This is a genomic window from Rhizobium sp. N621 (genome assembly GCF_001664325.1).
Lineage (GTDB): Bacteria > Pseudomonadota > Alphaproteobacteria > Rhizobiales > Rhizobiaceae > Rhizobium > Rhizobium esperanzae.
This window is the reverse complement of sequence record NZ_CP013499.1, coordinates 583,098-603,566: the sequence shown is the minus strand read 5'-3', so window position 1 is coordinate 603,566 and position 20,469 is coordinate 583,098. Positions and strand designations below refer to the sequence as shown.

Below are 20,469 nucleotides of genomic sequence, written 5' to 3'. Positions count from 1 at the left end.
CTTCCTAATTATCGCATGCCGGCCCGGCGACCGCCGGCGAACATGATCACGCTGATGATGATGAGGCCGGTCATGATGAGGCGGACGCCTGCGCCGAACCCATAGGTATTGAGCATGGAGACGACCAGAAACATGAAGAGCGACGCGCCCCAGATGCCCGGTACGTTGGAATCGCCGCCGGCCACCGCCGTGCCGCCGATCACGACGACGGCAATCGAGGTCAGCAGATATTCCGAGCCCATGTTGAGTGCTGCGCCGCCGGAGAAGCAAGCTAGCAGGTAGCCCGCGACGGATGCAAGCACGGCGCAGACGAGGTAGGTGACGAAGCGCGTGCCGTCGACCGGAATGCCGGCCATGCGTGAGGCGGGCATGCTCTGGCCGATCGCCGAGATCCATCGCCCGTAGATCGTCTTATGGAGCAGGAACCAGGCGAGAAGCGAGATGAGGAGCGCCACGATCGCCACGTTCGGCACGCCGAGCGTGTTCGAGGTGGTGAATTCCGCAAGCATGCTCGGCGGCTTGATGCGCAAGCCGCGGTTCGTCCAGATCGCCGCGGACTGCACGATGAAGCTCACGGAAAGCGTGGCGATGATCGGCGGAATGCGCAGCGCCTTGATCAGCGCATAGTTGCCGAGGCCGACGACGAGGCCGATGAGGATGGCGACAAGAAGACCGGGCAGGATCAAGCCGTTTTCGACATTCATCAGCTTCAGCGCCACCGTGCCGGCAAGTGTCATGGTGGCGGGAACCGACAGATCGATATTGCCGGGACCGAGCGTGATGACGAACATCTGGCCGATGCCGACGATCGCCGAGAAGGCGGCGAAGGTGAGTGCCGCCTGCGACAGGCCGAGCGTACTGGCGCCAAGCGTCACCATGATCGTCAGGAACCAGACGATGAAAGCGGCAAGCCATGACCAGATCCAGGGTTTGCCGAAAAGGCCGAGAAGGGGAGTCATCGGCGGCGTTTCTCCCGTTTCTCCAGGCGGTTCAGCATCAGGCGCAGCGCGAGCACGATGATCAGGATCGCGCCCTGGGCTCCGATCTGCCAATCCGGCGAGATGCGCAGGAAGGACAGGAATGAGCCGGCGAGCGTCAGCGTCAGCGCACCGATGACGGCGCCGACAGGGGAGACGCGGCCGCCGATGAACTCGCCGCCGCCGAGGATCACGCCGGCGATCGACAGCAGCGTATAACGCAGCGCGATATTGGCATCGGCCGAGGTGGTGAGGCCGACGAGAGCGATGCCGGCAAGCACCGCGAAGAAGCCGGCAAGCCCATAGGCGATGGCCCGTGCCCCGACAATCGACCAGCCGGCCCGCTCGACTGAGCGCTGGTTGCCGCCGATGCCGCGGATCAGCACGCCCAGGGAAGACCGCATGACGAGAAGATGGGCGACGGCGGCGATGATGATGCTGGCGACGATCGCCATCGGCGCCAGCGGCGGCTTGACGGTCATCAGAGAGCGCACCCAATCCGGCGCCTGCCCGCCCGGCGCCGGCAGCAATAGAACGGCAAGGCCACCCCAGACGAAGCTCATGCCGAGAGTGACGACGATGGACGGCAGGTCGCGCAGGTAGATGATGACGCCGAGGCCCGCATAGGCCGCGATCGCTCCCGCAAGGATCAGGATGCCGGTCGCCGGGTCATCGCGCAGAAAGGTAGCGCTCACACAGGCGACGAAGCTGACGAAGGTGCCCATCGACAGATCGAGATCGTTCACCGCCATGACAAGCATCTGCGCGATCGTCGCAAGTGCGATCGGCACGGCCAGATTGAACAGCAGGTTGAGCCCGACATAGCTCATGGCGCGCGGCTGCAGCCAGAAGACGGCGGCGAGCAGCAGGGTCAGCGACAAAGCGGGAATGGCAAGACGCATGGCGTCGGACGAGAGCCGGGCCGTCATGCGGCGACCCCTTCGAAGGAGGCGGCGATGATATTCGTCTCGTTGACGGCGTCGCCGGCGAGTTCGGCGGTGATGCGGCCTTCGCGGAAGACATAGACGCGGTCGCAGAGGCGCACCTCGTCCATTTCGGTCGAATACCAGATAAAGGTGCGGCCCTGCGAAGCCTCGTCGCGAATAATGGCGTAAACCTCCTGCTTGGTCCCGACGTCGACACCGCGCATCGGATCGTCCATCAGGACGATGGGCGCGCGTGTGGCAAGGGCGCGGGCGAAGAGCACCTTCTGCTGGTTGCCGCCGGAAAGCGACAGGATGCGGTTTTCCATATCGGGCGTGCGGATCTCGATCCGCCGCTTCCAGTCCGCACCCTTGGCCTCCTCTTCGTCCGCGAGAATGAGGCCGCGTCGCGACAGGTCACCGAGCGAGGCGACGGAGAAGTTGCGCAGAATACTCCACAGTTCGAAGACGCCGTTCAGGCGGCGGTCGCCGGCGACGAAGGTGACGAGCGGATCTCGCTCAGGCAGCCAATTTCCGGATTGGGCTGCATGCAGGGCAAGCAGGAGCTCAGTCTGCCCGTGGCCGGCGAGCCCCGCCAACCCAATGATCTCGCCCTTGCGGGCTGAAAAGGTGCGGCCCACCGTCTGATGGGACAGAATGAGCGGAGCGGTGGTTTGCTCGCGCACCGGGCGCTGGCCCATCTCCTCCTTCGCAACCGTGCCCATGGCCTCAACAAGGCCGTGATGGTCAAAACCGTAGGCGGGACGTTCGGCAACGACGCGGCCGTCCTTCATGACGACGATGCGGTCGGAGGTTTCCAGAATCTCGTGCAGGATATGCGAGATGAAGATGACGGAGCCGCCGGCTGCGACGAAGCGGCGGACATGGTCTAGCATCTGGCGGGCGAGGCTCGCATCGAGCGAGGAGGTCGGTTCGTCGAGAATCACCAGCCGCGGCGCAATGCCGGCGTCGGAAAAGGCCATCGCTATCTCGACCATCTGCCGCTCGGCGATCGAGAGATCACCGACGGCCCGGTCGCTGTCGATGCCGTGGCCAGGAAAGACCGCATCGAGGCTCTTCTCGATAATTCTTGCGGCGCGTCTGCGCCAGCCGAAGCCGCCGAGATCGCGATGCATGATGCGTGTATTCTCGACGATGGAGAGATTGGGGCAGAGCGACAGCTCCTGGAAGACGCAGCGCACGCCGCGGGCGCGCGCCGCATTAATGCCGTAACGCTCCAGCCGCTCGCCATCGCTCGCCACACTTCCTTCATGAGGCGTGAGGCCGCCGTTGATGACGCTGACGATGGTGGACTTGCCGGCTCCATTGTGCCCGACCAGCCCGACGCATTCGCCCGGCATGACGCGGAGCGTGACGCCGTCAAGCGCCCTGACCGCGCCGAAACTCACCTTGGCGCCATCGACGGCGATCACCGCCTTCATAACCTCATCCATGCTACCCGCCACATCTGCTCGGAAGGACTGCCGCGCGGCCGCTTTCGCCCACGGCAGTCGCCGGGAGAGTTATTTTGCCGACTCGATGACCTTGATCGCGTCTGCCTGCGTGTATTCCACATTAGCGACGCCGCCGGCCTGGGTGTTGGCGAGGTTTGTTTCCAGATTGTCCTGGTCGATGCGCAGGAAGGGCACGACGAGATCCTTCTTGACCTGCTTGCCGTCGAGGATCTGCTGGGCGACCCAGAAGGCGAGGGTGGAGACGCCAGGCGCGATGGACACCGACATCGTCTCGTAGCCCTTGGCGTCCTTCTGCTCCTTCCACCACTTCAGCTCGTCTTCGCGGTTGCCCATGATGATGGTCGGCATCTTCCGGTCGGTCGCGGCAATCGCCTGCGCGGCGCCATAACCGTCACCGCCCTGCGTCACCACGCCGACAATATCGGGTAGGCTCGGCAGGATACCGGCAACGGCCTTCTGCGCCACGTCCTGCGCCCAGTCTCCGTGCACGGAGCCGACGATCTTGAACTGCGGGAACTGCTTGACGCCGTCATGGATGCCGGCCGAGATCTCGTCGTCGACGAAGACGCCGGCAAGGCCGCGGATCTCGAGCAGGTTGCCGCCAGCGGGCAGCTTCTTCGACAAATACTCGACCTCGCTGCGGCCCATTTCCTTGAAATTGACGGCGATACGCCAGGCGCAGGGTTCGGTCACGATGCCGTCGAAGGAAACGACTGTAATGCCGGCGTCGCAGGCTTCCTTGACGGCGCCGTTCAGCGCCGTCGGCGAGGCGGCGTTCAGCACGATCGCGTCATAGCCCTGCAGGATCATGTTCTGGATCTGCGCCGCCTGTTCTGTCGCCTGGTTCTCGGCGGTGGTGAAAGGGTCGGCGGCGGCAACGACGCCAGCCTTTACGGCCTCGCTCGTCACCTTGCCCCAGCTCGTCAGCATGGCCTGACGCCAGGAGTTTCCGGCGTAGTTGTTGGAAAGGGCGATCTTCTTGGCCGACGTGTCGGCAAAGGCGGAAACGGGCATGGCGGCGCAAGCAATAGCGGCCGATGCCAGAAGCATCTTACGGATTGTCATCTCTTCCTCCCTCATGATCGCGCCGGTCGGCGGATCGCTTCACTCCTGCCGGCTCAAGCGGGCCTCGAGTGAAAATTGTTCTTGAACTGAGCTTCCTCCTCTCAGTAAGGGCAGGATGCGGGAGATCGGCCGACCTGTACAGGGGCAAGGCAGCAACTCGTTTGCGGGTTTTGCGCGACAAGCTGCGGGTTTACGCAAGACGGCGGCCCACTTGCGGGCGCTTACTGGGATATGATCTCGACAGGTTGAGGAGTCTGTCGTGACGGGAGGAACTGACAATGCTGCATCTTGCACCGGCAGCCCTGTTCGACCACTATCTCGGCATTTCGCGGCTGCTCGCGGGCCAGCTCGACTTCCGCTCGGCCATCCGTTCCGTCGCCGCCGAGGTCGCCCACATTATCCCGCACGACCATCTCGACGTCTGCGTGCTGCTCGAAGGCGGCAACTATCACACGGCCTATGAGACGGGCATCGAGACCGCCTGGGGCGAGATTGCCGGTGCGCCCGTTATCAACAGCCCCATCCGCTCGCTCCTGCGGGGTGAGGTCGACTTTCTGCTCTCGGACGACGCCATGAAAGATCCGCGCTTTCATTTCGAGGGCGCCTTCAAGCGGCCGATTGTCGAGCAATCGCTGAGGAGCCGGCTGCATGTTCCCATGAAGGTGCAGGGCACGATCATTGCAGCACTTTCCTGCTCTTCTCACAGAGCGGGCGTCTATACGATGGAAGATGTCGAGCGCGCCCGCATCATCGCCGATCTGCTGACGCCCTATTTCTTCGCGCTGCAGGCGGCCGAGCAAGCGCAGCGCTCGGCGATCGTGGAGGCCGAAGCCCGCGCCCGCGAAGAGGGGCTGCGTCAGGGCGCCCTGAAGCTGACCGAAGCCCTGGAGCAGGAACGCCAGCGGATCGGCATGGACCTTCACGACCAGACGCTTGCCGACCTGACGCGGCTCGCTCGGCGGATCGATCGGTTGTCGCGTAACGGCGAGGTGACGCCCGAGGCGCTCGAACCCGTTTCGCGGTCCCTGCAGCATTGCATGCAGGATCTGCGGCAGATCATCGAGCAGGCAAAACCCTCCGTGCTCCAGCTCTTCGGCCTCGCGCAGGCGATCGAGCATCATCTCGACCGATCGACCCGCGATACCGGATCGGGCATCGAATGGGGCCTTGTCGACGAGACGAACGGCGCGCTGGAAAGGCTGGAACCGACCGTCAGCGTCGCCTTGTTCCGCATTGCGCAGGAAGCGATCAACAATGCCGTGCGCCATGCCGCCCCGCTGGCGATCATGGTGCGGCTCGAAGCGGACGACGAACAGCTGTCGATCGAAATCTCCGACGATGGGGCTGGCCTTGCCAAGACGCGAGGACGGATCGGCGGCGGCATCGACAATATGAAGACCCGCGCGCGGCTTATCTCGGCGCGCTTCACGATCGGCCCCGGCCATAACAATCGCGGGACCGCGGTGCGCGTCGTGCTGCCGCTGGCGCCGAACGGCACGGCGCGCGAGCCAGACTGAGGAGAAAGACACGATGAAAGTTCTGATCGTCGAGGACGACCCGCTGCACCGGTCCTACCTGCACGAGGCTGTTAACGCCGCCCTGCCGGAATGCGACACGGTGATCGAGGCGGAGAACGGAACCGTCGGTGAGAAGCTCGCCCGCGACCACAAGTCTGCGCATATCGTCATGGATCTGCAGATGGCGAGCCGCAACGGCATCGAGGCGGCGCGCACGATCTGGAAGGAGCGGCCGGAGACCCGCATCCTGTTCTGGTCGAACTATTCGGATGAGGCTTATGTGCGCGGTGTCTCGCGCATCGTGCCGGATGGCGCCGCCTATGGCTATGTGCTGAAATCCGCCTCCGACGAGCGGTTGAAGCTTGCGCTGCGCTCGATCTTCATCGAGAGCCAGTGTGTCATCGACCGCGAGGTGCGTGGTCTGCAGCAGAAGAGCCTCGGTCAGACCAACGGCTTCACCGATTCCGAATACGAGATCCTCGTCGACATAGCCCTCGGTCTGACTGACCGGGCGATCGCCAAACGCCGGAGCCTGTCGCTGCGCAGCGTGCAGAACCGCCTGCAGCAGCTCTACGACAAGCTCGACGTCTATCAGACGGCTGGCGACGACCACGAGGACGGCCGCTTCAATCTCCGCGCCCGCGCTGTCACGATTGCTTTCTTGCGTAAACTTCTGAATTACAGCGCTCTAGAACGCGCTGAGGCGGAGCTGCAGGAATGGCTTGATGGAAAGTAATTTCCCGAAGAGATCGGCGACATAGGCGAGCTTTTCTTTTGGGGCGCAGCCGTTTCAGGGCTCCTGCTTGACGCTGGATACACTCCACATCAAAATCGCGGTTTCGAAGGTGAGCCGGCTGTAGCGCTTTCACATCGTTGCTCGCCTCAAAGGATTGGCCACGGGGATTGACCAGGCGCCGACCGACACCGCTGGTCGCAAGCTTGCGAGGCAACGCAGTGAATAAATTGCTCTCAGCCGGTTCTTCCAGCGACGGCCCATCCCCGCGCTGGAAGTTCCCGTTGCTGGGCAACCGGCGCTCGTTACGTCGGTCAGCGCTGTTGGTACTCGCCTTGGTTGTTGCAACCATCGCCGTTTCTTACATTGACATCCGCCGATCCGAAGCTCCGACCGAAGATTTTGAAAATCGAGCGCCCAACAAGGCTGCCCCTTCCGCACGCTTAGCCGTCCGCTCTGATCCGGCTGCTTCTTCTCCTCGTCCGACGATATCGATATCGCGGCATCTGATGGAGCTCCCAAAGCTCGACCTGGCAAGTCAGTTTCTGCGGATGTGGTTGGTCTCGGGCGCCAATATTTGCGGCGCTCTTCGAGAGGCGGGCATAGAGGTGAGCGAATGGAAAGCCGCATCGATGCGCAATCGCGATTATGAGTGTTATTTTCAGCGCATCTACGAACGGGACGAGGCGCGGCCGCTCAGCTCGACCTTCCTCAGGGTTCGTGGAGATGGGACGGGTAATATTGTTGAGATCCGCGCCAAGATCGTCGGACCAAAGATTGATGCTGAGGGACTTCTCGCCCCTGAAGTGCTGCGCATTTTCGAGATCATTGTGAAGCAGGCGTGCTGGCGAGATTTTGAAGATGCGCTTGCGTCGATCCAAAGCCTTCGCGATGTCGAAGCCGAACGATTCGGCTCTTATCTCAGCTTCACGCGCGAAGCCGGCAGCGAAAACAGATTTAGTTTTGCTCTAGGCCTCAAGGCAGCTCCAGGTTCGCAGGCAAGAACCAGGGCGTATTTTTCGGCAGACCGCTGGCTGGCCACGACGGATGCGCGCATCCCGCGGACATCATCCGCATCGATCGCAACGGCGCGTTCAGATCAGCCAATGGCACTCAATGGCGGAGCAAGTGCCGGCTCCGATCCAAAACCAAGCCGGAACTGCGGCTGAGCTTCAAAGCCCCCAGCCTTGTGAGTAGGGAAAGTGCACCCGCTTCGGATATGGCGCGCCAGCGGATCAGCGCGACAGGCTGGCTGCCGGTCGAAAAGCGTCGGCTCGGGCGGTACAGTTCTCGACGACGAAATCCACGAAAGCGCGGACTTTGGGCGAAAGCTGGCGATTGGACGGCCAGACGAGCGAGAGTGAACCGAAGGGCACCATGAAGGAGGTGAGGACGGGGATCAGCCTTCCCGCTCGCATGTGCGATGCCGCGACATAAACGGGCAGGTGGGCGAGGCCCAAACCATCCTGTGCTGCCCGCAGCCCTGCATCCGTGTTGTTGAATGTTAGGCTTTTCGGCAGAAGCAGTCGCTCGTACGGCGCGCTGAATGCCCAGGGCGCGACGCGGCCGCTGGATGGATATTTGAAGTGAATGCAGGCATGCCTGAAGAGATCGCCTGGCGTCTCAGGCCGTCCACGGCGCTCGAAATAATCGGGACTGCCGCACACGACGAAATGCTGATCGCCGAGATGGCGGGCGATCAGCCGCGCATCGGCAAGTTCGCCGCTGCGCACCACGACATCCAGACCTTCCGCAACCAGGTCTATGAGCCTATCTTCGAAATCCACATCCAGCTCGATCTCCGGGAAGCGCTCGGCAAAGGCCGGCAGCATCGGCATCAGCAGATGATGCCCGACGATATGTGGGACGCTGACGCGCAGGCGCCCCCTCGGGCTTTCCCGGCTTTTCGACAGGGTTGCCTCTACGTCCTGCATATCGTCGATGATGCGTTTGTAGCGCTCGTAGAGAACAGCCCCTTCCTCGGTCAGGCTGATGCTGCGGGTCGTTCGGTTGAAGAGCCGCACGCCGAGCCGGCTTTCCAGACGCGCCACCGCCTTTCCAATCGCAGACGGCGAGACGCCGGCAATGCGCGCGGCTGCGACATAACTCTGCTGTTCGGCCGCATGTACGAAGGCGAAGACGCTGGCGAGACTATCCATGGCAAAATCCGATTGGAGACATTTTGTCCTTTATGTAAGTCCACGCACCGGAATTGATCAACATTGCGTAACAAATATCCTTTGTCTCGAAAGCCGGAAGGATGGGCCTGCCGAGATCAAGGAGTGGATGGCATGCGGGACTACACGAAAGAATTACCGGAGCACAGGACAAGATACATTGGCGAGAACGACCTGTTCCTGGAAATCTTTCCTGGGAACAACCGCCTGGATGAGGCCGATCGACCGCCCCTGCTTTTCATTCATGGCGCCTTCACCGGCAGCTGGATGTGGAGCAAATATATTCCGCACTTCATGGCGGCGGGATGGGACTCCTACTGTATCAATCTGCGAGGTCATTACAAAAGCCGGTCGGTGGATTTCACGAAGGTCGAATTCGAGCACTATCTGGACGACATTCGTGAGGCGATTTCCGCAATCGCCGAGCAACGTGCCGCCGCTCCTGTTGTGATCGGTTTCAGCATGGGTGGACTCCTCAGTCAGAAACTGGCGGAAAGCGTTGGCATTGCCGGGCTGGTGCTGATCGATTCCAGCATCTCCAGGGAGGTGCATGACGAGGTGCCCTACCAGGATCTTGCGCCTGAGATACCTGGCGTCGTTATTCCCGCGCCGGTGCGTGACGAGCAATCCAGCCCCGACGAAACGCCCGACGATATCGCCTTCCAGCGGAAATACCTGTCCATGGAATCTGCCAGAGCTTTCCGTGCCTTTTCCTTCCATTTCGGAGCCGAGGGGATTTCCATCGACGGCGGCAAGATCACCTGCCCCAGCCTGGTCATCTCAGCTGTCAACGACGCCGCCGCCGACCAGCGAGGGCAGGCGATGGCACGGCACATCGGCGGTGAGTATCTTTGTCTCTGGGGCACGACGCATACAGGCTTGCTGGTCGGGCAAAGATACCACGAAGCCGTCAGCCGCATCATGATCTGGCTTGCGCGCTTCGATGAAGAGGGGGGTCAGCCCTCCAAGCCGAGGCTCGCCAGCAGGCGGCCGACATAGGCTTTCAGGCCGCCGATCATGTCGAAGCGATCGGGATCGCGCAGCCACAGCATCTGCAGGCCGTCCATCACCGCGATCAGTTCCGCGGCCATCGTTTTGCTGTCGATCCTCTTGTCGATCGAGCCATCGGCGATCGCCCGCTCGAAGGTCGCGGCGATATCGTTCTGCATCTCCGTGGTGCGAGCGAGAAACCACGCCTTGGCGGGGTGGTCCTTCATCAGGCTCTCGGCATTCAGAATGGCGAAGGCTCGGATGACCTCGATCATTCCGGCGTTGCGGCGGAAGATTTCGACCATGCCTTTCAGCAGGCCGCTGACATCGGAGCGATAGTGCCCGATAAAATCGGCGCTATCGACATCGCGCTTGGCGAGGATGGCGAGCAGCAGATCGACCTTTGTCGGGAAATGGTGCAGCAGGCCGGGCAGTGACAGGCCGACATCCCGGGCGATATCGCCGATCGCGGCATTCTGATAGCCGTCCTCGGCAAAGCGCCGCATCGCCGCCGCTAGGATTTCCGCGCGGCGCTCTTCTCCCTTGCGGGAACGGCGCCGTCGTTTCTCTTGCTGTTCCACCTTCTGTTCTGCCATCGTTTCTCCGGTCGGCTCTTTTAACGGCGATGCGCCGATCCGCAATGCTCTGGCCGATATCTCCTCTGCTTCTTTCTTACATCAGGTCCGTCAGCTTGACATCTTAAAAATACCGAGTAATCGGTAGGTTTAACAGGCGCGATGCTGGCAGTCTTTGAACGAACGGGAGGTTTGCATGATCGATTCCATTCTCGACAGGATGACGCTCGAAGAACAGGTCTCCTTGCTGTCAGGTGCCGATTTCTGGACGACTGTGCCTGTCGAGCGTCTCGGCGTGCCGAAGATCAAGGTGACGGACGGGCCGAACGGCGCCCGCGGCGCGGGCTCGCTGGTCGCCGGCGTCAAGGCGACCTGCTTTCCCGTGGCCATCGCGCTCGGCGCCAGCTGGAATCCGGATCTCGTCAGGCAGATGGGCGCTTCCCTTGCGCGCCAGGCCAAGAGCAAGGGAGCGGCCGTGCTGCTCGCGCCGACGGTGAATATCCACCGCTCCGGTCTCAACGGCCGTAATTTCGAATGTTATTCCGAAGATCCGATGCTGACATCAGAACTCGCCGTCGCTTATATCGAGGGCGTGCAGAGTGAGGGTGTTGCCGCAACGATCAAACACTTCGCCGGCAATGAATCCGAGATCGAGCGGCAGACCATATCGTCAGACATCGACGAGCGGACGCTGCGCGAAATCTACCTTGCGCCCTTCGAGCAGGCGGTGTGCCGCGCCGGCGTGATGGCCGTCATGTCCTCCTATAACCGCCTCAACGGCACCTATACGAGCGAGCATCACTGGCTGCTGACCAAGGTGCTGCGCGAGGAATGGGGCTTCGACGGCATCGTCATGTCCGATTGGTTCGGCTCGCATTCGACAGCCGAGACGATCAATGCCGGCCTCGATCTCGAAATGCCCGGCCCGGCGCGCGACCGCGGCGAGAAATTGGTTGCAGCCGTGCGCGAGGGCAAGGTGGAAGCAGCGACGGTGCGTGCGGCAGCACGGCGCATGTTGCTGCTGCTCGAGAGGGTCGGCGCATTTAAGAGCAAACCCGATCTTGCCGAGCGGGCGGTTGACTTGCCGGAAGATCGGGCGCTGATCCGGCGTCTCGGCGCCGAAGGCGCGGTGCTCCTCAAGAATGACGGCATGCTGCCGCTTGCCAAGACGTCGCTCGACCGGATCGCCGTCATCGGACCGAATGCGGCCACGGCCCGTGTCATGGGCGGCGGCAGCGCGCAGATCGCAGCGCATTACACGGTGAGCCCGCTCGAAGGCATTCGCGCCGCCCTTTCCAATGCCAACAGCATCAGCCACGCGGTCGGCTGCCGCCATAACCGGCTGATCGACGTGTTCAAGGGAAAGATCACCGTCGAATATTTCAAGGGGCGCGGCTGCAGCGGCGATCCGCTTCATGTCGAGACCGTCGACAAGGGCGAATTCTTCTGGTTCGAGCTGCCGTCGGAAGAACTCGACCCCGCCGATTTCTCCGCTCGGATGGTGATGCAGTATGCACCGGAGGAGAGTGGCGAACATGTCTTCGGCATGACCAATGCCGGGCTGGCGCGGCTCTTCGTCGATGGCAGGCTCATGGTCGACGGCCATGAGGGCTGGACGCGCGGCGAGAATTATTTCGGCACCGCCAATGATGAACAGCGCGGCGCGGCGACGCTCGAAGCGGGCCGTTCCTACGAAATCACCGTCGAATATGAACCGTCCATGGCGAGCGAGGAGGGGATCAACCTCATCGCCGTCCGTTTCGGTGTCGAAAAGCCGCTCGGCGACGCCGATATCGCGGCCGCCGTCGAAAGCGCCCGCAATGCCGATGTGGCACTGCTCTTCGTCGGCCGCGATGGCGAGTGGGACACGGAAGGGCTTGATCTGCCCGATATGCGGCTGCCGGGCCGGCAGGAAGAACTGATCGAGAAGGTCGCAGCCGCCAACGCCAACACCGTGATCGTGCTGCAGACCGGCGGCCCCATTGAGATGCCTTGGCTCGGCAAGGTCCGCGCCGTGCTGCAAATGTGGTATCCCGGCCAGGAACTCGGTAACGCCGTCGCCGATGTGTTGTTCGGCGACGCCGAGCCGGGCGGCCGCCTGCCGCAGACCTTCCCGAAGACCCTGACCGACAATTCCGCCATCACAGGCGATCCTGCCGTTTATCCCGGTAAGGACGGGCATGTGCATTATGCCGAAGGCGTCTTCGTCGGCTACCGCCATCACGATATCAGCGCCGTCGAGCCACTTTTCCCCTTCGGCTTCGGCCTCGGCTATACGAGTTTCCGCTGGGGCGAGCCGCGGATTTCGGTGCGTGAAATGGGACCGGACGGCATAACCGTCAGCCTCGAGGTGACCAATACAGGCGACCGCCCCGGCTCGGAGCTGGTTCAGCTTTATGTGCGCTCGCCGAAGGCGAAAGTGGAACGGCCGGACAAGGAACTGCGCGCCTTCGCAAAGCTGTCGCTGCAACCCGGCGAAACAGGCACGGCCGTCATGAAGGTTCTGCCGCGCGATCTGGCCTATTTCGATATCGAGGCCGGCGCCTTCCGGGCCGAACCGGGTGGTTATCAGCTGGTCCTGGCGGCGAATGCCGCCGACACAAGATCCGTGATCCACCTGCCGTCGCCAGCCGGCTACGTGCTGCCACCGTCGACCGCATGACTCATGTCGAGACGGTCACGCGCCATCGATTTAGGTGAATGAAAACAGTGATTAAGAGGCTTTCCGGCCTGCCGGATAAAGCAGGCTGAAAATTTTTAGATTCTCCTCTTGAATCGAAAATCGTGCGAAACCAGATCATTTTCGTCGGCAGCGCAAAAGCGGGCCGATGATCAGAGCGGAGGCGCAGGTTTCCGGGGCGTCTCCATCCCATGTTGCTTTACGGAGGATATGGCTATGAGAAACGAACTTGACTTCGCCCCCCTTTATCGGTCCAGCATCGGCTTCGACCGTGTCTTCAATCTCCTGAACAATGCGCAGCGCCTGCAGGCGATTGATGCCTGGCCGCCCTACGACATCGTCAAGACGGGCGAAGACGACTATCGCATTCAGATGGCAGTGGCCGGCTTCGCCGAAGGCGACCTCGACATCACCCAGGAGCGGAACGTCCTTCTGGTGAAGGGGCAAAAGGCGGCCGACGGAAAGGACGGCGAATATCTGCATCGCGGCATCGCCGGCCGCGCATTTGAACGGCGCTTCGAACTCGCCGATCACGTCAGGGTCGAGAATGCCTCGCTGAGACATGGTATTCTCTCGATTGCGCTGAAGCGTGAAGTGCCCGAAGCCATGAAGCCGCGCAAGATCGTTATCGGTGACGGCTCCTTTCAGCAGGCGCCTCTTCAGATCGAATCCGAGCGTCAGGTGGCTTAAGGAGAGCCTCTCCATGAAGTCCCGGATAAAGCCGTTCATCGTAGAGATCAGGAAACGTCGCGGAAGCAGCGCAAAAAACGCGGCAAAGTCTCTGTTTTCGAAATCGTTAGGCAAGCTCCGCAGCGCGGACGCGGTTTCTGAAGCGCGATCCTGAACAGGGCTTCCATGTCATTCGGGCCGGCGCCATGTGGCCGGCCCTTGTGCACGAACGAGGTGGACTGAGTTTGTTCTCCCCTCGTACTCTCTTGCCGCAAATCCCGGCCTAACAAGCTTGGCCCTCCGTTCGGCCCTCCTGCAGGTCCACCTGCAATCAGACTGCATCAGGCTGGGTGCGCAGATTGGTGACGACGCGCCGGTTCTGCACCTTGCAGGAGCGCTCTGTGCAGTCGCGGACTTCGCGGTCGTTGCCGTAGCCCTTGGCCCACATGCGCTTGGGGTCCACGCCCTTCGAGGTCAGATAGGCCATCGCCGCATCGGCACGTTTCTGCGAGAGCGTCTGCATCTGGGCGGCGGAGCCGGAATCGTCGGCAAATCCCTGAAGCTTGAGCAGCCAGGTCGGGTTCTTGTTGAGCCAGGCCGCCTGATTGTCCAGAGTGGCCATGGCGACGGAATCGAGCGCGGCGGAGTCCTGCTTGAAGTAGATCCGTCGGCCGACATTAAGAATGAAATCTTCCTCGCTGCCCAGCGCGACGTTCTCGAAACCGGGGGCGGGGTCGTTGGTCTGGCCGGTCATCGGCGCCGCCGCCGGTTCTTCCAGCGAGGCGACCTCGGTGGTGGAGCAGGCGGCGAGCGCCAAGAGCATGGCTGCGCCGGCGAGGCGCTTGGTGTATCCGATCATCGCAGACATAGGGGTGATATTCCTCATTCGACCGGAGTTGTTTCGCTAACCTGCGTGGCGCCCTCAGCCTGGTCGGCAATATGCGGCAGAACCTGTACAGCAGTGCCGATGGGGCAGCGCTGATAAAGATCGATGGCGTCTTCATTGAACATACGGATACAGCCGCTGGAGGCATCTTTGCCGATGCTCCATGGCTCCAGCGTGCCGTGGAACCGATAGCCGGTGTCGACGCCGTCGCGATGCAGATACATGGCGCGGGGGCCAAGCGGGTTCTTCGGTGAGCCACCCGCGACGAATTCCGGCAGTTCGGGATGGCGCTTGCGCATCTCCGGCGGCGGCGTCCAACGCGGCCAGAGTGATTTGGCGTCGATGGTGGCGCGGCCAAACCATTTGAAGCCTTCGCGGCCGACGCCGACGCCATAACGGATGGCGGTCTTGTTCTCCATGATCAGATAGAGAAAGTGGTGCCTTGTATCGACCACAACGGTGCCGATCGGCTCGCTGCTGAAATATTTGACGACCTGGCGATGCCAGCGCCTGTCGATTTTGGCGAAATCGGTGCTGCGAAACGTCACGCCGTTGTCGACCGCAGCGCCGTCGAAATAAGAAGCTGCCGCGGCGGCTGCCGGTTTGCTGACGGCGCCGGTCCCAAGCAACGCCAATCCACCGAGCATAATACTCCTGCGGGTCCACACCATCGGCTAAATCCCCCCTGAAAGCCAACAAGCGAAGTGCAGTAAACCAGATTTTTTATTTGCCTCAATAGAAAACTCCTCTCCCTACCAAGAACGATGGAGAATCTAGGGTCGCCTGATGCTGTATTGCTTCGGTCGTTACTCCGGGCGGGAGAATGTTATGCCGACTGCGTACGGATCCGGATATTGACAGGAGGCGCGGCCGGAGCGTGCATCGCAGGTGTCCCGTGCCGGCGTTCCAGTGTCGATGCTGGATGCAACCTGTTCGCGAACGGCCGTCACCGCCAGATCATCGAATAAAAGATGACAAAATTAATCACCTTATGTTGACAAGCTCTATTTCGCTCCATAGGTTCCGCCCGCATCGGTGACGTAGGGACCAAGCAATGGCGCATGTTTTTTTGAATGTTTCTAATAATGTATCGCGAATTTACAGAGATAGGCTTTTTGCGACGACCGCGATCGTCCTGATCGGCATTGCAGCATCGCCGGCCGCCGCCCAGAGTGCCTCGGCAGGTGACACCGCGACGACACTGGAGCCGATCGTCATTCAAGGTGCAGCCTCTGATAGCAAGACCGACCGGACATCGGTCACCGCCAAGAACAGCGCTGGCGCGACCAAGATCAGCACGCCGCTCGTCGAGACGTCGCGTTCGATTTCCGTCACCACCGAGAAGGAAATCGAGCAGCGCGGCGTGCAGTCGGTCATCGAGGCGGTGCGTTATACGGCCGGCGTGACGACCGGACCGAACGGCTTCGATCCGCGTTTCGACCAAATCTACATTCGCGGCTTCAACATCACGACAGTCGGAGACTTTCGTGACAGCCTGCGTCAGCCCTACATGAATTACGGCATGTTCCGCACCGATCCCTATCAGCTGCAGCGCGTCGAGGTGATCAAGGGGCCGGTTTCCGTTCTCTACGGCGCGGGATCGCCGGGCGGCCTCGTCAACAAGACCTCGAAGCTTCCGACCGACGAGCCGATCCGCGAAGTCGGCATCAGCTACGGCACCCAGGATCGGCTGCAGGGAATGTTCGATTTCGGCGGGCCGATCAGCGAAGACAACGACGATTTTCTCTATCGCATCGTCGGCCTTGCCCGCCGCGGCGACACCAATTTCGACATTGCCGACGACCGCTATTTTCTGGCGCCGTCCTTCACCTGGAAGCCTGACGAGGGCACGACATTCACGGTGTACGGTCTGGCGCAGTCGGACGAGACCGACTCCAACGTCGGCGCGATCACGACCTTGGACGGCAAGATCCACGAGCTCAGGGAGAGCGATCCCGACTACGACTACCAGAAGGTCAAGCAGCAGCAGGTCGGCTATCAGTTCGAGCATGAATTCGACAACGGCCTGACCTTCCGGCAGAACCTGCGCTATTCGCATCTCGATCTGGAGGCTCGCTATCTCGGCGTGACCAGCTGGACCGGAACTGTCGCGCATCGTGGCACAAATGCGATCCGCGACGAAATGAACGTTTTCCAGGCCGACAACCAGCTCGAAGCGAAGTTCGATACGGGCCCGTTGGCCCATACGATGCTGTTCGGGCTCGACTACACCAATCTCCAGTCGAGCTTTGGCTACGGCGCCGGCGCTGCCGATCCGGCGTTCGACTTCGATATCGCCAATCCGACCTATGGTGTCTCGGGCGCCACGCCGGACTACAGCATCCTGGATTCCGACGCCGACATGCGGCAGGTCGGCATTTATGCGCTGGACCAGATCGAGGTCGGAAATTGGCGGTTCAACCTCGGCGGCCGGCAGACCTGGGTGAACCAGACGCGCGATGCGACTTTGCCCGCGGTCAGCTCGGAGGAGGTCGATAAGAACGCCTTCTCCTGGCAAGCCGGTGCCCTCTACCTATTCGACAACGGCATTGCTCCCTTCGTCTCCTACGCCACCTCGTTCGATCCGGTGACCAACCGTTCGACCTCAGGCAAGATCCTGGCGCCGACAGAGGGTGAACAGTACGAGGTCGGTGTGAAATACCAGCCGCCGGGCTCCGACATCCTGCTGTCGGCCGTTGCCTATCACATCGTCGAAAAGAACAAGCCGGTGCTTGTCGACCCGCTGTTGTTTGCCTATGGATCGATCGGTGAGGTGACCGGAAAGGGTATCGAACTGGAAGCCCGCGCGGCGGTAGCCGATGGCTGGGATCTTATTGCGGCCTACACCTACAATCATTCAGAAGTGACGGGAGGCGGTGAAAATGCGGGCAATGCGCCGGCCTTGACACCCTCGCATGTCGCAAGCCTCTGGGCCAACTATACGTTCCAGGAAACCAATCCCTTCCATGGTCTGTCCGTCGGCGCGGGCGTCCGTTATGTCAGCGAGAACTGGACGGATACGGCGAATACGTCGAAGAACCCTTCGAGCTTCTATATCGACGCGTCCGCCGCTTATGATTTCGGCGCGGTCGACAAGAAATACGAAGGCCTGACTGCGGCCTTCAATATCCGCAACATCGCCGATGAGCGCGACACCGTGTGCAACGAGGGCTTCTGCTATCTCGGCCAGGGTCGCAACATGACCGGCACACTGAAGTATCGGTGGTAGCACCATGGCGGCAGAGATGAACGGGACGGTCTCACGCCCTTCGATCGCCGATCATCCTATCGCCTACCACGCCGTCGACCTCGACGGCCTGGTAGGCGATGGCCCGTTCGCCTATTGCCGCGGCAAGCTGCTTGCCTCTCCGCCGCCGGCCGGGATTGTCGTTCACTGCAGGGACCTTGGCGACCCGGACGTCTTTGACGGCATCATCGCCCGCTATTCCGAAAAGTTTCCGGGTAGCGACCGCCGTGCGATCGTCTCCATGTGGACGCTCTATTATTTCAGCGTGCTGACAATCGCGCCGAGCGTCCATATGTTCGTGAACCGCATTGCGCTGTCGCTGGAGATGGACCGGTTGTCACTGGTCTGCAATGGTGAGACAGGCGAGCCGGAAGCATTCGTGATGTCCGATCGGCCGGAGGCTGCGGCCGATCCGGCTGCCGAGCTTCATCGGCTGATGCTCGGCCATGCCGAACCGGTCATCGTGGCGATCGCGGCCAATGCCGGCGTGGCGCCGAAGCTTCTCTGGAACAATGCCGCGGCATATCTTTCCTGGATCCTGAAAGAGATCGCCCACCGGCACGCGCCCGCTCTCGTCGAAGGCGGTCTGGCGCTGCTTGACGAAGCCGCATGGCCATGCGGCAGGCGCAATCCGATGTTCGGCATGATCCGCATGGCGCGCCAGCAATGCGGCCTCGAATTTGCTCGCCGCAAAGTCTGCTGCCTGCGCTATAACCTGCCCGGCGTCGGCGGCTGCGGCGAAGCCTGCCCGCTGCCGGACGGGCGGCATTGACGCCGGTCGCAGTCAGCGGCGTTTGAAATGGTCTTTGCTTGCTCGGCATATCTTGAGGGAGGCAATCCGGCAAAGCGCGCAAATGCCGTGCTGAACGCACTTGCGGAGCCATAGCCGACGCGCTCGGCGATCTCCTGAATTCCGATATCCTCCTGCCTCAGCAGATTCCTGGCGAGCGCCATGCGCCACGATATCAGATATTCCATTGGCGCTAGGCCCACAGTGCGACGAAAGCGATTGAAAAACGCCGACCGCGACAGGGCAGCCTCGCCTGCAAGCTGCTGCACCGTCCATTCCTTGGAGGGATTTTCATGCAGCCGACGGATAGCCACAGCAAGGCGTGGATCGCCTAGGCCACGCAGAATTCCAAGCGGCGCCTTCTCCCCAGCATTCGAGCGCAGCGCCTCGACAAGCAATACTTCCAGCAGCCGAGCCAGGATCATGTTCTTTCCCGGCCGCTCGGCGCGGGCTTCGTCAGTGACGAGCTGAACGATCGCCGACAGTCTGCTGTCGCCGCGGATATGGATGATCCGCGGCAGCAGGGAAACCAGCAGGGCCGCATCAGGCGAGCCGAAAGCGAAGTGGCCGACCAGCAATCGTGCATTCGGAGCCCCTTCGGGATCGCCGTGACGCGTTTCTACAGGAAGCGTGGTGACGGTGAGGGGATCCATGCCGGGCGATAATCCGTCGTCGAGGCTCGACATCGTGAAGGCATGGGCCGCCGGGATCAGGATGAAGTCGCCTTCGCGTAGCGTGAGCTGCTCGTCCTCCGCGCTCAGCCGCGCAGAACCCTCCAGGGCGACGCAGTAGAAAGGCTGGCCCGTTTCCTGGCGCTCAACGCGCCACGTCCCTGCGCCGCTAACGAACTTCGAATAGCGCGCCGCCGGCTGCAGCAGCGTGACCATTTCAGCCAGAGGGTCGCTCATCGATACGCCTGATAATGAAACGTGGACGATGCATGATATTCAGTAGCGATATCGCCGTCTACATCTGTCGCTGTCAGCATGGATAGGAGACAGATATGAAGACGGTTCTTGTTACAGGATGCTCGTCGGGGTTCGGGCTGGAAATCGCCAGGTTCTTTCTCGCGCATGGCTGGAAGGTGATCGCCACCATGCGAACGCCGCGCCAAGACCTTCTGCCGATCTCGGACCATCTCAAGATCGTTGCGCTGGACGTCACGAGCCCTGAAAGCATCCGCGCTGCGGTTGAGACCGCTGGTCCTGTGGATGTGCTGGTCAACAACGCCGGCATCGGTTGGCTCAACGCCGTTGAGGGAACGCCAATGGAGATCGCTCGCGACGTTTTTGAGACGAACACTCTCGGAACGATCGCGATGACGCAAGCAGTTCTTCCGCAGATGCGGGAGCGGCAGGAGGGGGTCATCGTCAACGTCACGTCGAGCGTGACGCTCAAGCCGCTCCCACTCCTCGCGGTCTATACGGCCAGCAAAGCCGCGGTGAACGCCTTCACCGAGTCTGCCGCGCTCGAGCTCGAGCCCTTCAATGTACGCGTGAGGATCGTGCTGCCAGGGCGCGCGCCGGACACGCGGTTCGGCGATACGGCGCGCTCACGGATTCAACAACAGGGCGGCTTCCCGAAAGCTTATTCGTCGGTCGTCGCAGACGTATTCGCGTCGTGGGAGCAGCAGTCGGAGACCGCTCTGACACAGCCCGTCGACGTCGTCGAGGCAGTATGGCGCGCTGCGACCGATCCTTCCTCTCCGTTGCGCATCCCCGCAGGCGTCGACGCCGAAGCATTGGCGGTATGAAGGCGGCGGCCT

Annotated in this window: 18 protein-coding genes; 9 read left to right on the top strand and 9 right to left on the bottom strand. The window is 61.7% G+C overall.

Annotated features, from left to right (window positions below):
- Positions 1–8 precede the first annotated feature (8 nt).
- From AMK00_RS29835 to AMK00_RS29820, 4 genes are all read right to left on the bottom strand, one after another.
- The gene (locus tag AMK00_RS29835) at positions 9–959 is read right to left on the bottom strand and encodes an ABC transporter permease (protein ID WP_064812965.1); all 951 of its coding nucleotides are present in this window, start codon (positions 957–959) and stop codon (positions 9–11) included.
- Positions 956–1,906, bottom strand: a complete 951-nt coding sequence (locus tag AMK00_RS29830) for an ABC transporter permease (RefSeq protein WP_064812963.1) — start codon at positions 1,904–1,906, stop codon at positions 956–958. Before AMK00_RS29830 ends, AMK00_RS29835 begins: the two co-directional genes overlap by 4 nt.
- A complete protein-coding gene (locus AMK00_RS29825) occupies positions 1,903–3,354 on the bottom strand; it encodes a sugar ABC transporter ATP-binding protein (protein ID WP_064812961.1) in 1,452 nt (483 codons plus the stop codon). Before AMK00_RS29825 ends, AMK00_RS29830 begins: the two co-directional genes overlap by 4 nt.
- A 69-nt stretch (positions 3,355–3,423) precedes the next feature.
- Complete coding sequence (locus tag AMK00_RS29820; protein WP_064812959.1) at positions 3,424–4,440, bottom strand: ABC transporter substrate-binding protein; 1,017 nt, start codon at positions 4,438–4,440, stop codon at positions 3,424–3,426.
- A gap of 278 nt (positions 4,441–4,718) precedes the next feature.
- Here AMK00_RS29820 and AMK00_RS29815 point away from each other — a divergent pair, with 278 nt between their 5' ends.
- From AMK00_RS29815 to AMK00_RS29805, 3 genes are all read left to right on the top strand, one after another.
- The gene (locus tag AMK00_RS29815) at positions 4,719–5,957 is read left to right on the top strand and encodes a GAF domain-containing sensor histidine kinase (RefSeq protein ID WP_064812957.1); all 1,239 of its coding nucleotides are present in this window, start codon (positions 4,719–4,721) and stop codon (positions 5,955–5,957) included.
- Between the two features lie 13 nt (positions 5,958–5,970).
- A complete protein-coding gene (locus AMK00_RS29810; protein ID WP_064807889.1) occupies positions 5,971–6,693 on the top strand; it encodes a response regulator transcription factor in 723 nt (240 codons plus the stop codon).
- A 281-nt stretch (positions 6,694–6,974) separates the two neighbouring features.
- A complete protein-coding gene (locus AMK00_RS29805; RefSeq protein WP_064812955.1) occupies positions 6,975–7,859 on the top strand; it encodes a DUF6030 family protein in 885 nt (294 codons plus the stop codon).
- 66 nt (positions 7,860–7,925) lie between these two features.
- On the opposite strand, the gene AMK00_RS29800 is transcribed toward AMK00_RS29805, so the two are convergent.
- On the bottom strand, positions 7,926–8,849 hold the full coding sequence (locus tag AMK00_RS29800; RefSeq protein WP_064812953.1) for a LysR family transcriptional regulator: 924 nt from the start codon (positions 8,847–8,849) through the stop codon (positions 7,926–7,928).
- Positions 8,850–8,981: 132 nt separating this feature from the next.
- On the opposite strand from AMK00_RS29800, the gene AMK00_RS29795 reads away from it, so the two are divergent.
- Entirely contained in the window at positions 8,982–9,866 is an 885-nt protein-coding gene (locus AMK00_RS29795; RefSeq protein WP_064812951.1) for an alpha/beta hydrolase, read from the top strand.
- Here the strand turns inward: AMK00_RS29795 and AMK00_RS29790 are convergent.
- The gene (locus AMK00_RS29790; RefSeq protein WP_064812949.1) at positions 9,824–10,453 is read right to left on the bottom strand and encodes a TetR/AcrR family transcriptional regulator; all 630 of its coding nucleotides are present in this window, start codon (positions 10,451–10,453) and stop codon (positions 9,824–9,826) included. The two genes, AMK00_RS29795 and AMK00_RS29790, sit on opposite strands and share 43 nt — an antisense overlap.
- Before the next feature lie 175 nt (positions 10,454–10,628).
- On the opposite strand from AMK00_RS29790, the gene AMK00_RS29785 reads away from it, so the two are divergent.
- Positions 10,629–13,094 carry a glycoside hydrolase family 3 C-terminal domain-containing protein gene (locus AMK00_RS29785; protein WP_064812947.1) on the top strand — a complete coding sequence of 822 codons (2,466 nt, stop codon included), beginning with the start codon at positions 10,629–10,631 and terminating at the stop codon, positions 13,092–13,094.
- 234 nt (positions 13,095–13,328) lie between these two features.
- Positions 13,329–13,802 carry an Hsp20 family protein gene (locus AMK00_RS29780; RefSeq protein ID WP_064807878.1) on the top strand — a complete coding sequence of 158 codons (474 nt, stop codon included), beginning with the start codon at positions 13,329–13,331 and terminating at the stop codon, positions 13,800–13,802.
- Positions 13,803–14,112: 310 nt separating this feature from the next.
- Here AMK00_RS29780 and AMK00_RS29775 read toward each other — a convergent pair whose 3' ends face one another.
- Positions 14,113–14,649: an OmpA family protein gene (locus AMK00_RS29775; RefSeq protein ID WP_064812945.1), complete on the bottom strand. Its 537-nt coding sequence runs from the start codon at positions 14,647–14,649 to the stop codon at positions 14,113–14,115.
- 14 nt (positions 14,650–14,663) lie between these two features.
- Positions 14,664–15,338 (bottom strand): L,D-transpeptidase, encoded by a 675-nt coding sequence (locus AMK00_RS29770; RefSeq protein WP_064812943.1) that lies wholly within the window; start codon positions 15,336–15,338, stop codon positions 14,664–14,666.
- Between the two features lie 383 nt (positions 15,339–15,721).
- Between AMK00_RS29770 and AMK00_RS29765 the strand changes: the two genes are divergently transcribed.
- Both AMK00_RS29765 and fhuF read left to right on the top strand, forming a co-directional pair.
- Positions 15,722–17,896 (top strand): TonB-dependent siderophore receptor, encoded by a 2,175-nt coding sequence (locus tag AMK00_RS29765; protein WP_064812941.1) that lies wholly within the window; start codon positions 15,722–15,724, stop codon positions 17,894–17,896.
- Between the two features lie 4 nt (positions 17,897–17,900).
- Positions 17,901–18,686, top strand: coding sequence for a siderophore-iron reductase FhuF (fhuF, locus tag AMK00_RS29760; protein ID WP_064812939.1), 786 nt, complete (start codon positions 17,901–17,903; stop codon positions 18,684–18,686).
- Here the strand turns inward: fhuF and AMK00_RS29755 are convergent.
- A complete protein-coding gene (locus tag AMK00_RS29755; protein WP_237350527.1) occupies positions 18,623–19,612 on the bottom strand; it encodes an AraC family transcriptional regulator in 990 nt (329 codons plus the stop codon). The genes fhuF and AMK00_RS29755 overlap by 64 nt on opposite strands.
- 95 nt (positions 19,613–19,707) lie before the next feature.
- On the opposite strand from AMK00_RS29755, the gene AMK00_RS29750 reads away from it, so the two are divergent.
- Positions 19,708–20,457, top strand: coding sequence for an SDR family oxidoreductase (locus AMK00_RS29750; protein ID WP_064812937.1), 750 nt, complete (start codon positions 19,708–19,710; stop codon positions 20,455–20,457).
- Positions 20,458–20,469 lie beyond the last annotated feature (12 nt).

Bases quoted from the DNA above. Each gene is read 5' to 3' on its own strand.
- AMK00_RS29835 (WP_064812965.1), bottom strand. From the start codon at position 959: ATGACTCCCCTTCTCGGCCTTTTCGGCAAACCCTGGATCTGGTCATGG.
- AMK00_RS29830 (WP_064812963.1), bottom strand. From the start codon at position 1,906: ATGACGGCCCGGCTCTCGTCCGACGCCATGCGTCTTGCCATTCCCGCT.
- AMK00_RS29825 (WP_064812961.1), bottom strand. From the start codon at position 3,354: ATGGATGAGGTTATGAAGGCGGTGATCGCCGTCGATGGCGCCAAGGTG.
- AMK00_RS29820 (WP_064812959.1), bottom strand. From the start codon at position 4,440: ATGACAATCCGTAAGATGCTTCTGGCATCGGCCGCTATTGCTTGCGCC.
- AMK00_RS29815 (WP_064812957.1), top strand. From the start codon at position 4,719: ATGCTGCATCTTGCACCGGCAGCCCTGTTCGACCACTATCTCGGCATT.
- AMK00_RS29810 (WP_064807889.1), top strand. From the start codon at position 5,971: ATGAAAGTTCTGATCGTCGAGGACGACCCGCTGCACCGGTCCTACCTG.
- AMK00_RS29800 (WP_064812953.1), bottom strand. From the start codon at position 8,849: ATGGATAGTCTCGCCAGCGTCTTCGCCTTCGTACATGCGGCCGAACAG.
- AMK00_RS29795 (WP_064812951.1), top strand. From the start codon at position 8,982: ATGCGGGACTACACGAAAGAATTACCGGAGCACAGGACAAGATACATT.
- AMK00_RS29790 (WP_064812949.1), bottom strand. From the start codon at position 10,453: ATGGCAGAACAGAAGGTGGAACAGCAAGAGAAACGACGGCGCCGTTCC.
- AMK00_RS29785 (WP_064812947.1), top strand. From the start codon at position 10,629: ATGATCGATTCCATTCTCGACAGGATGACGCTCGAAGAACAGGTCTCC.
- AMK00_RS29780 (WP_064807878.1), top strand. From the start codon at position 13,329: ATGAGAAACGAACTTGACTTCGCCCCCCTTTATCGGTCCAGCATCGGC.
- AMK00_RS29775 (WP_064812945.1), bottom strand. From the start codon at position 14,649: ATGTCTGCGATGATCGGATACACCAAGCGCCTCGCCGGCGCAGCCATG.
- AMK00_RS29770 (WP_064812943.1), bottom strand. From the start codon at position 15,338: ATGGTGTGGACCCGCAGGAGTATTATGCTCGGTGGATTGGCGTTGCTT.
- AMK00_RS29765 (WP_064812941.1), top strand. From the start codon at position 15,722: ATGGCGCATGTTTTTTTGAATGTTTCTAATAATGTATCGCGAATTTAC.
- fhuF (WP_064812939.1), top strand. From the start codon at position 17,901: ATGGCGGCAGAGATGAACGGGACGGTCTCACGCCCTTCGATCGCCGAT.
- AMK00_RS29755 (WP_237350527.1), bottom strand. From the start codon at position 19,612: ATGAGCGACCCTCTGGCTGAAATGGTCACGCTGCTGCAGCCGGCGGCG.
- AMK00_RS29750 (WP_064812937.1), top strand. From the start codon at position 19,708: ATGAAGACGGTTCTTGTTACAGGATGCTCGTCGGGGTTCGGGCTGGAA.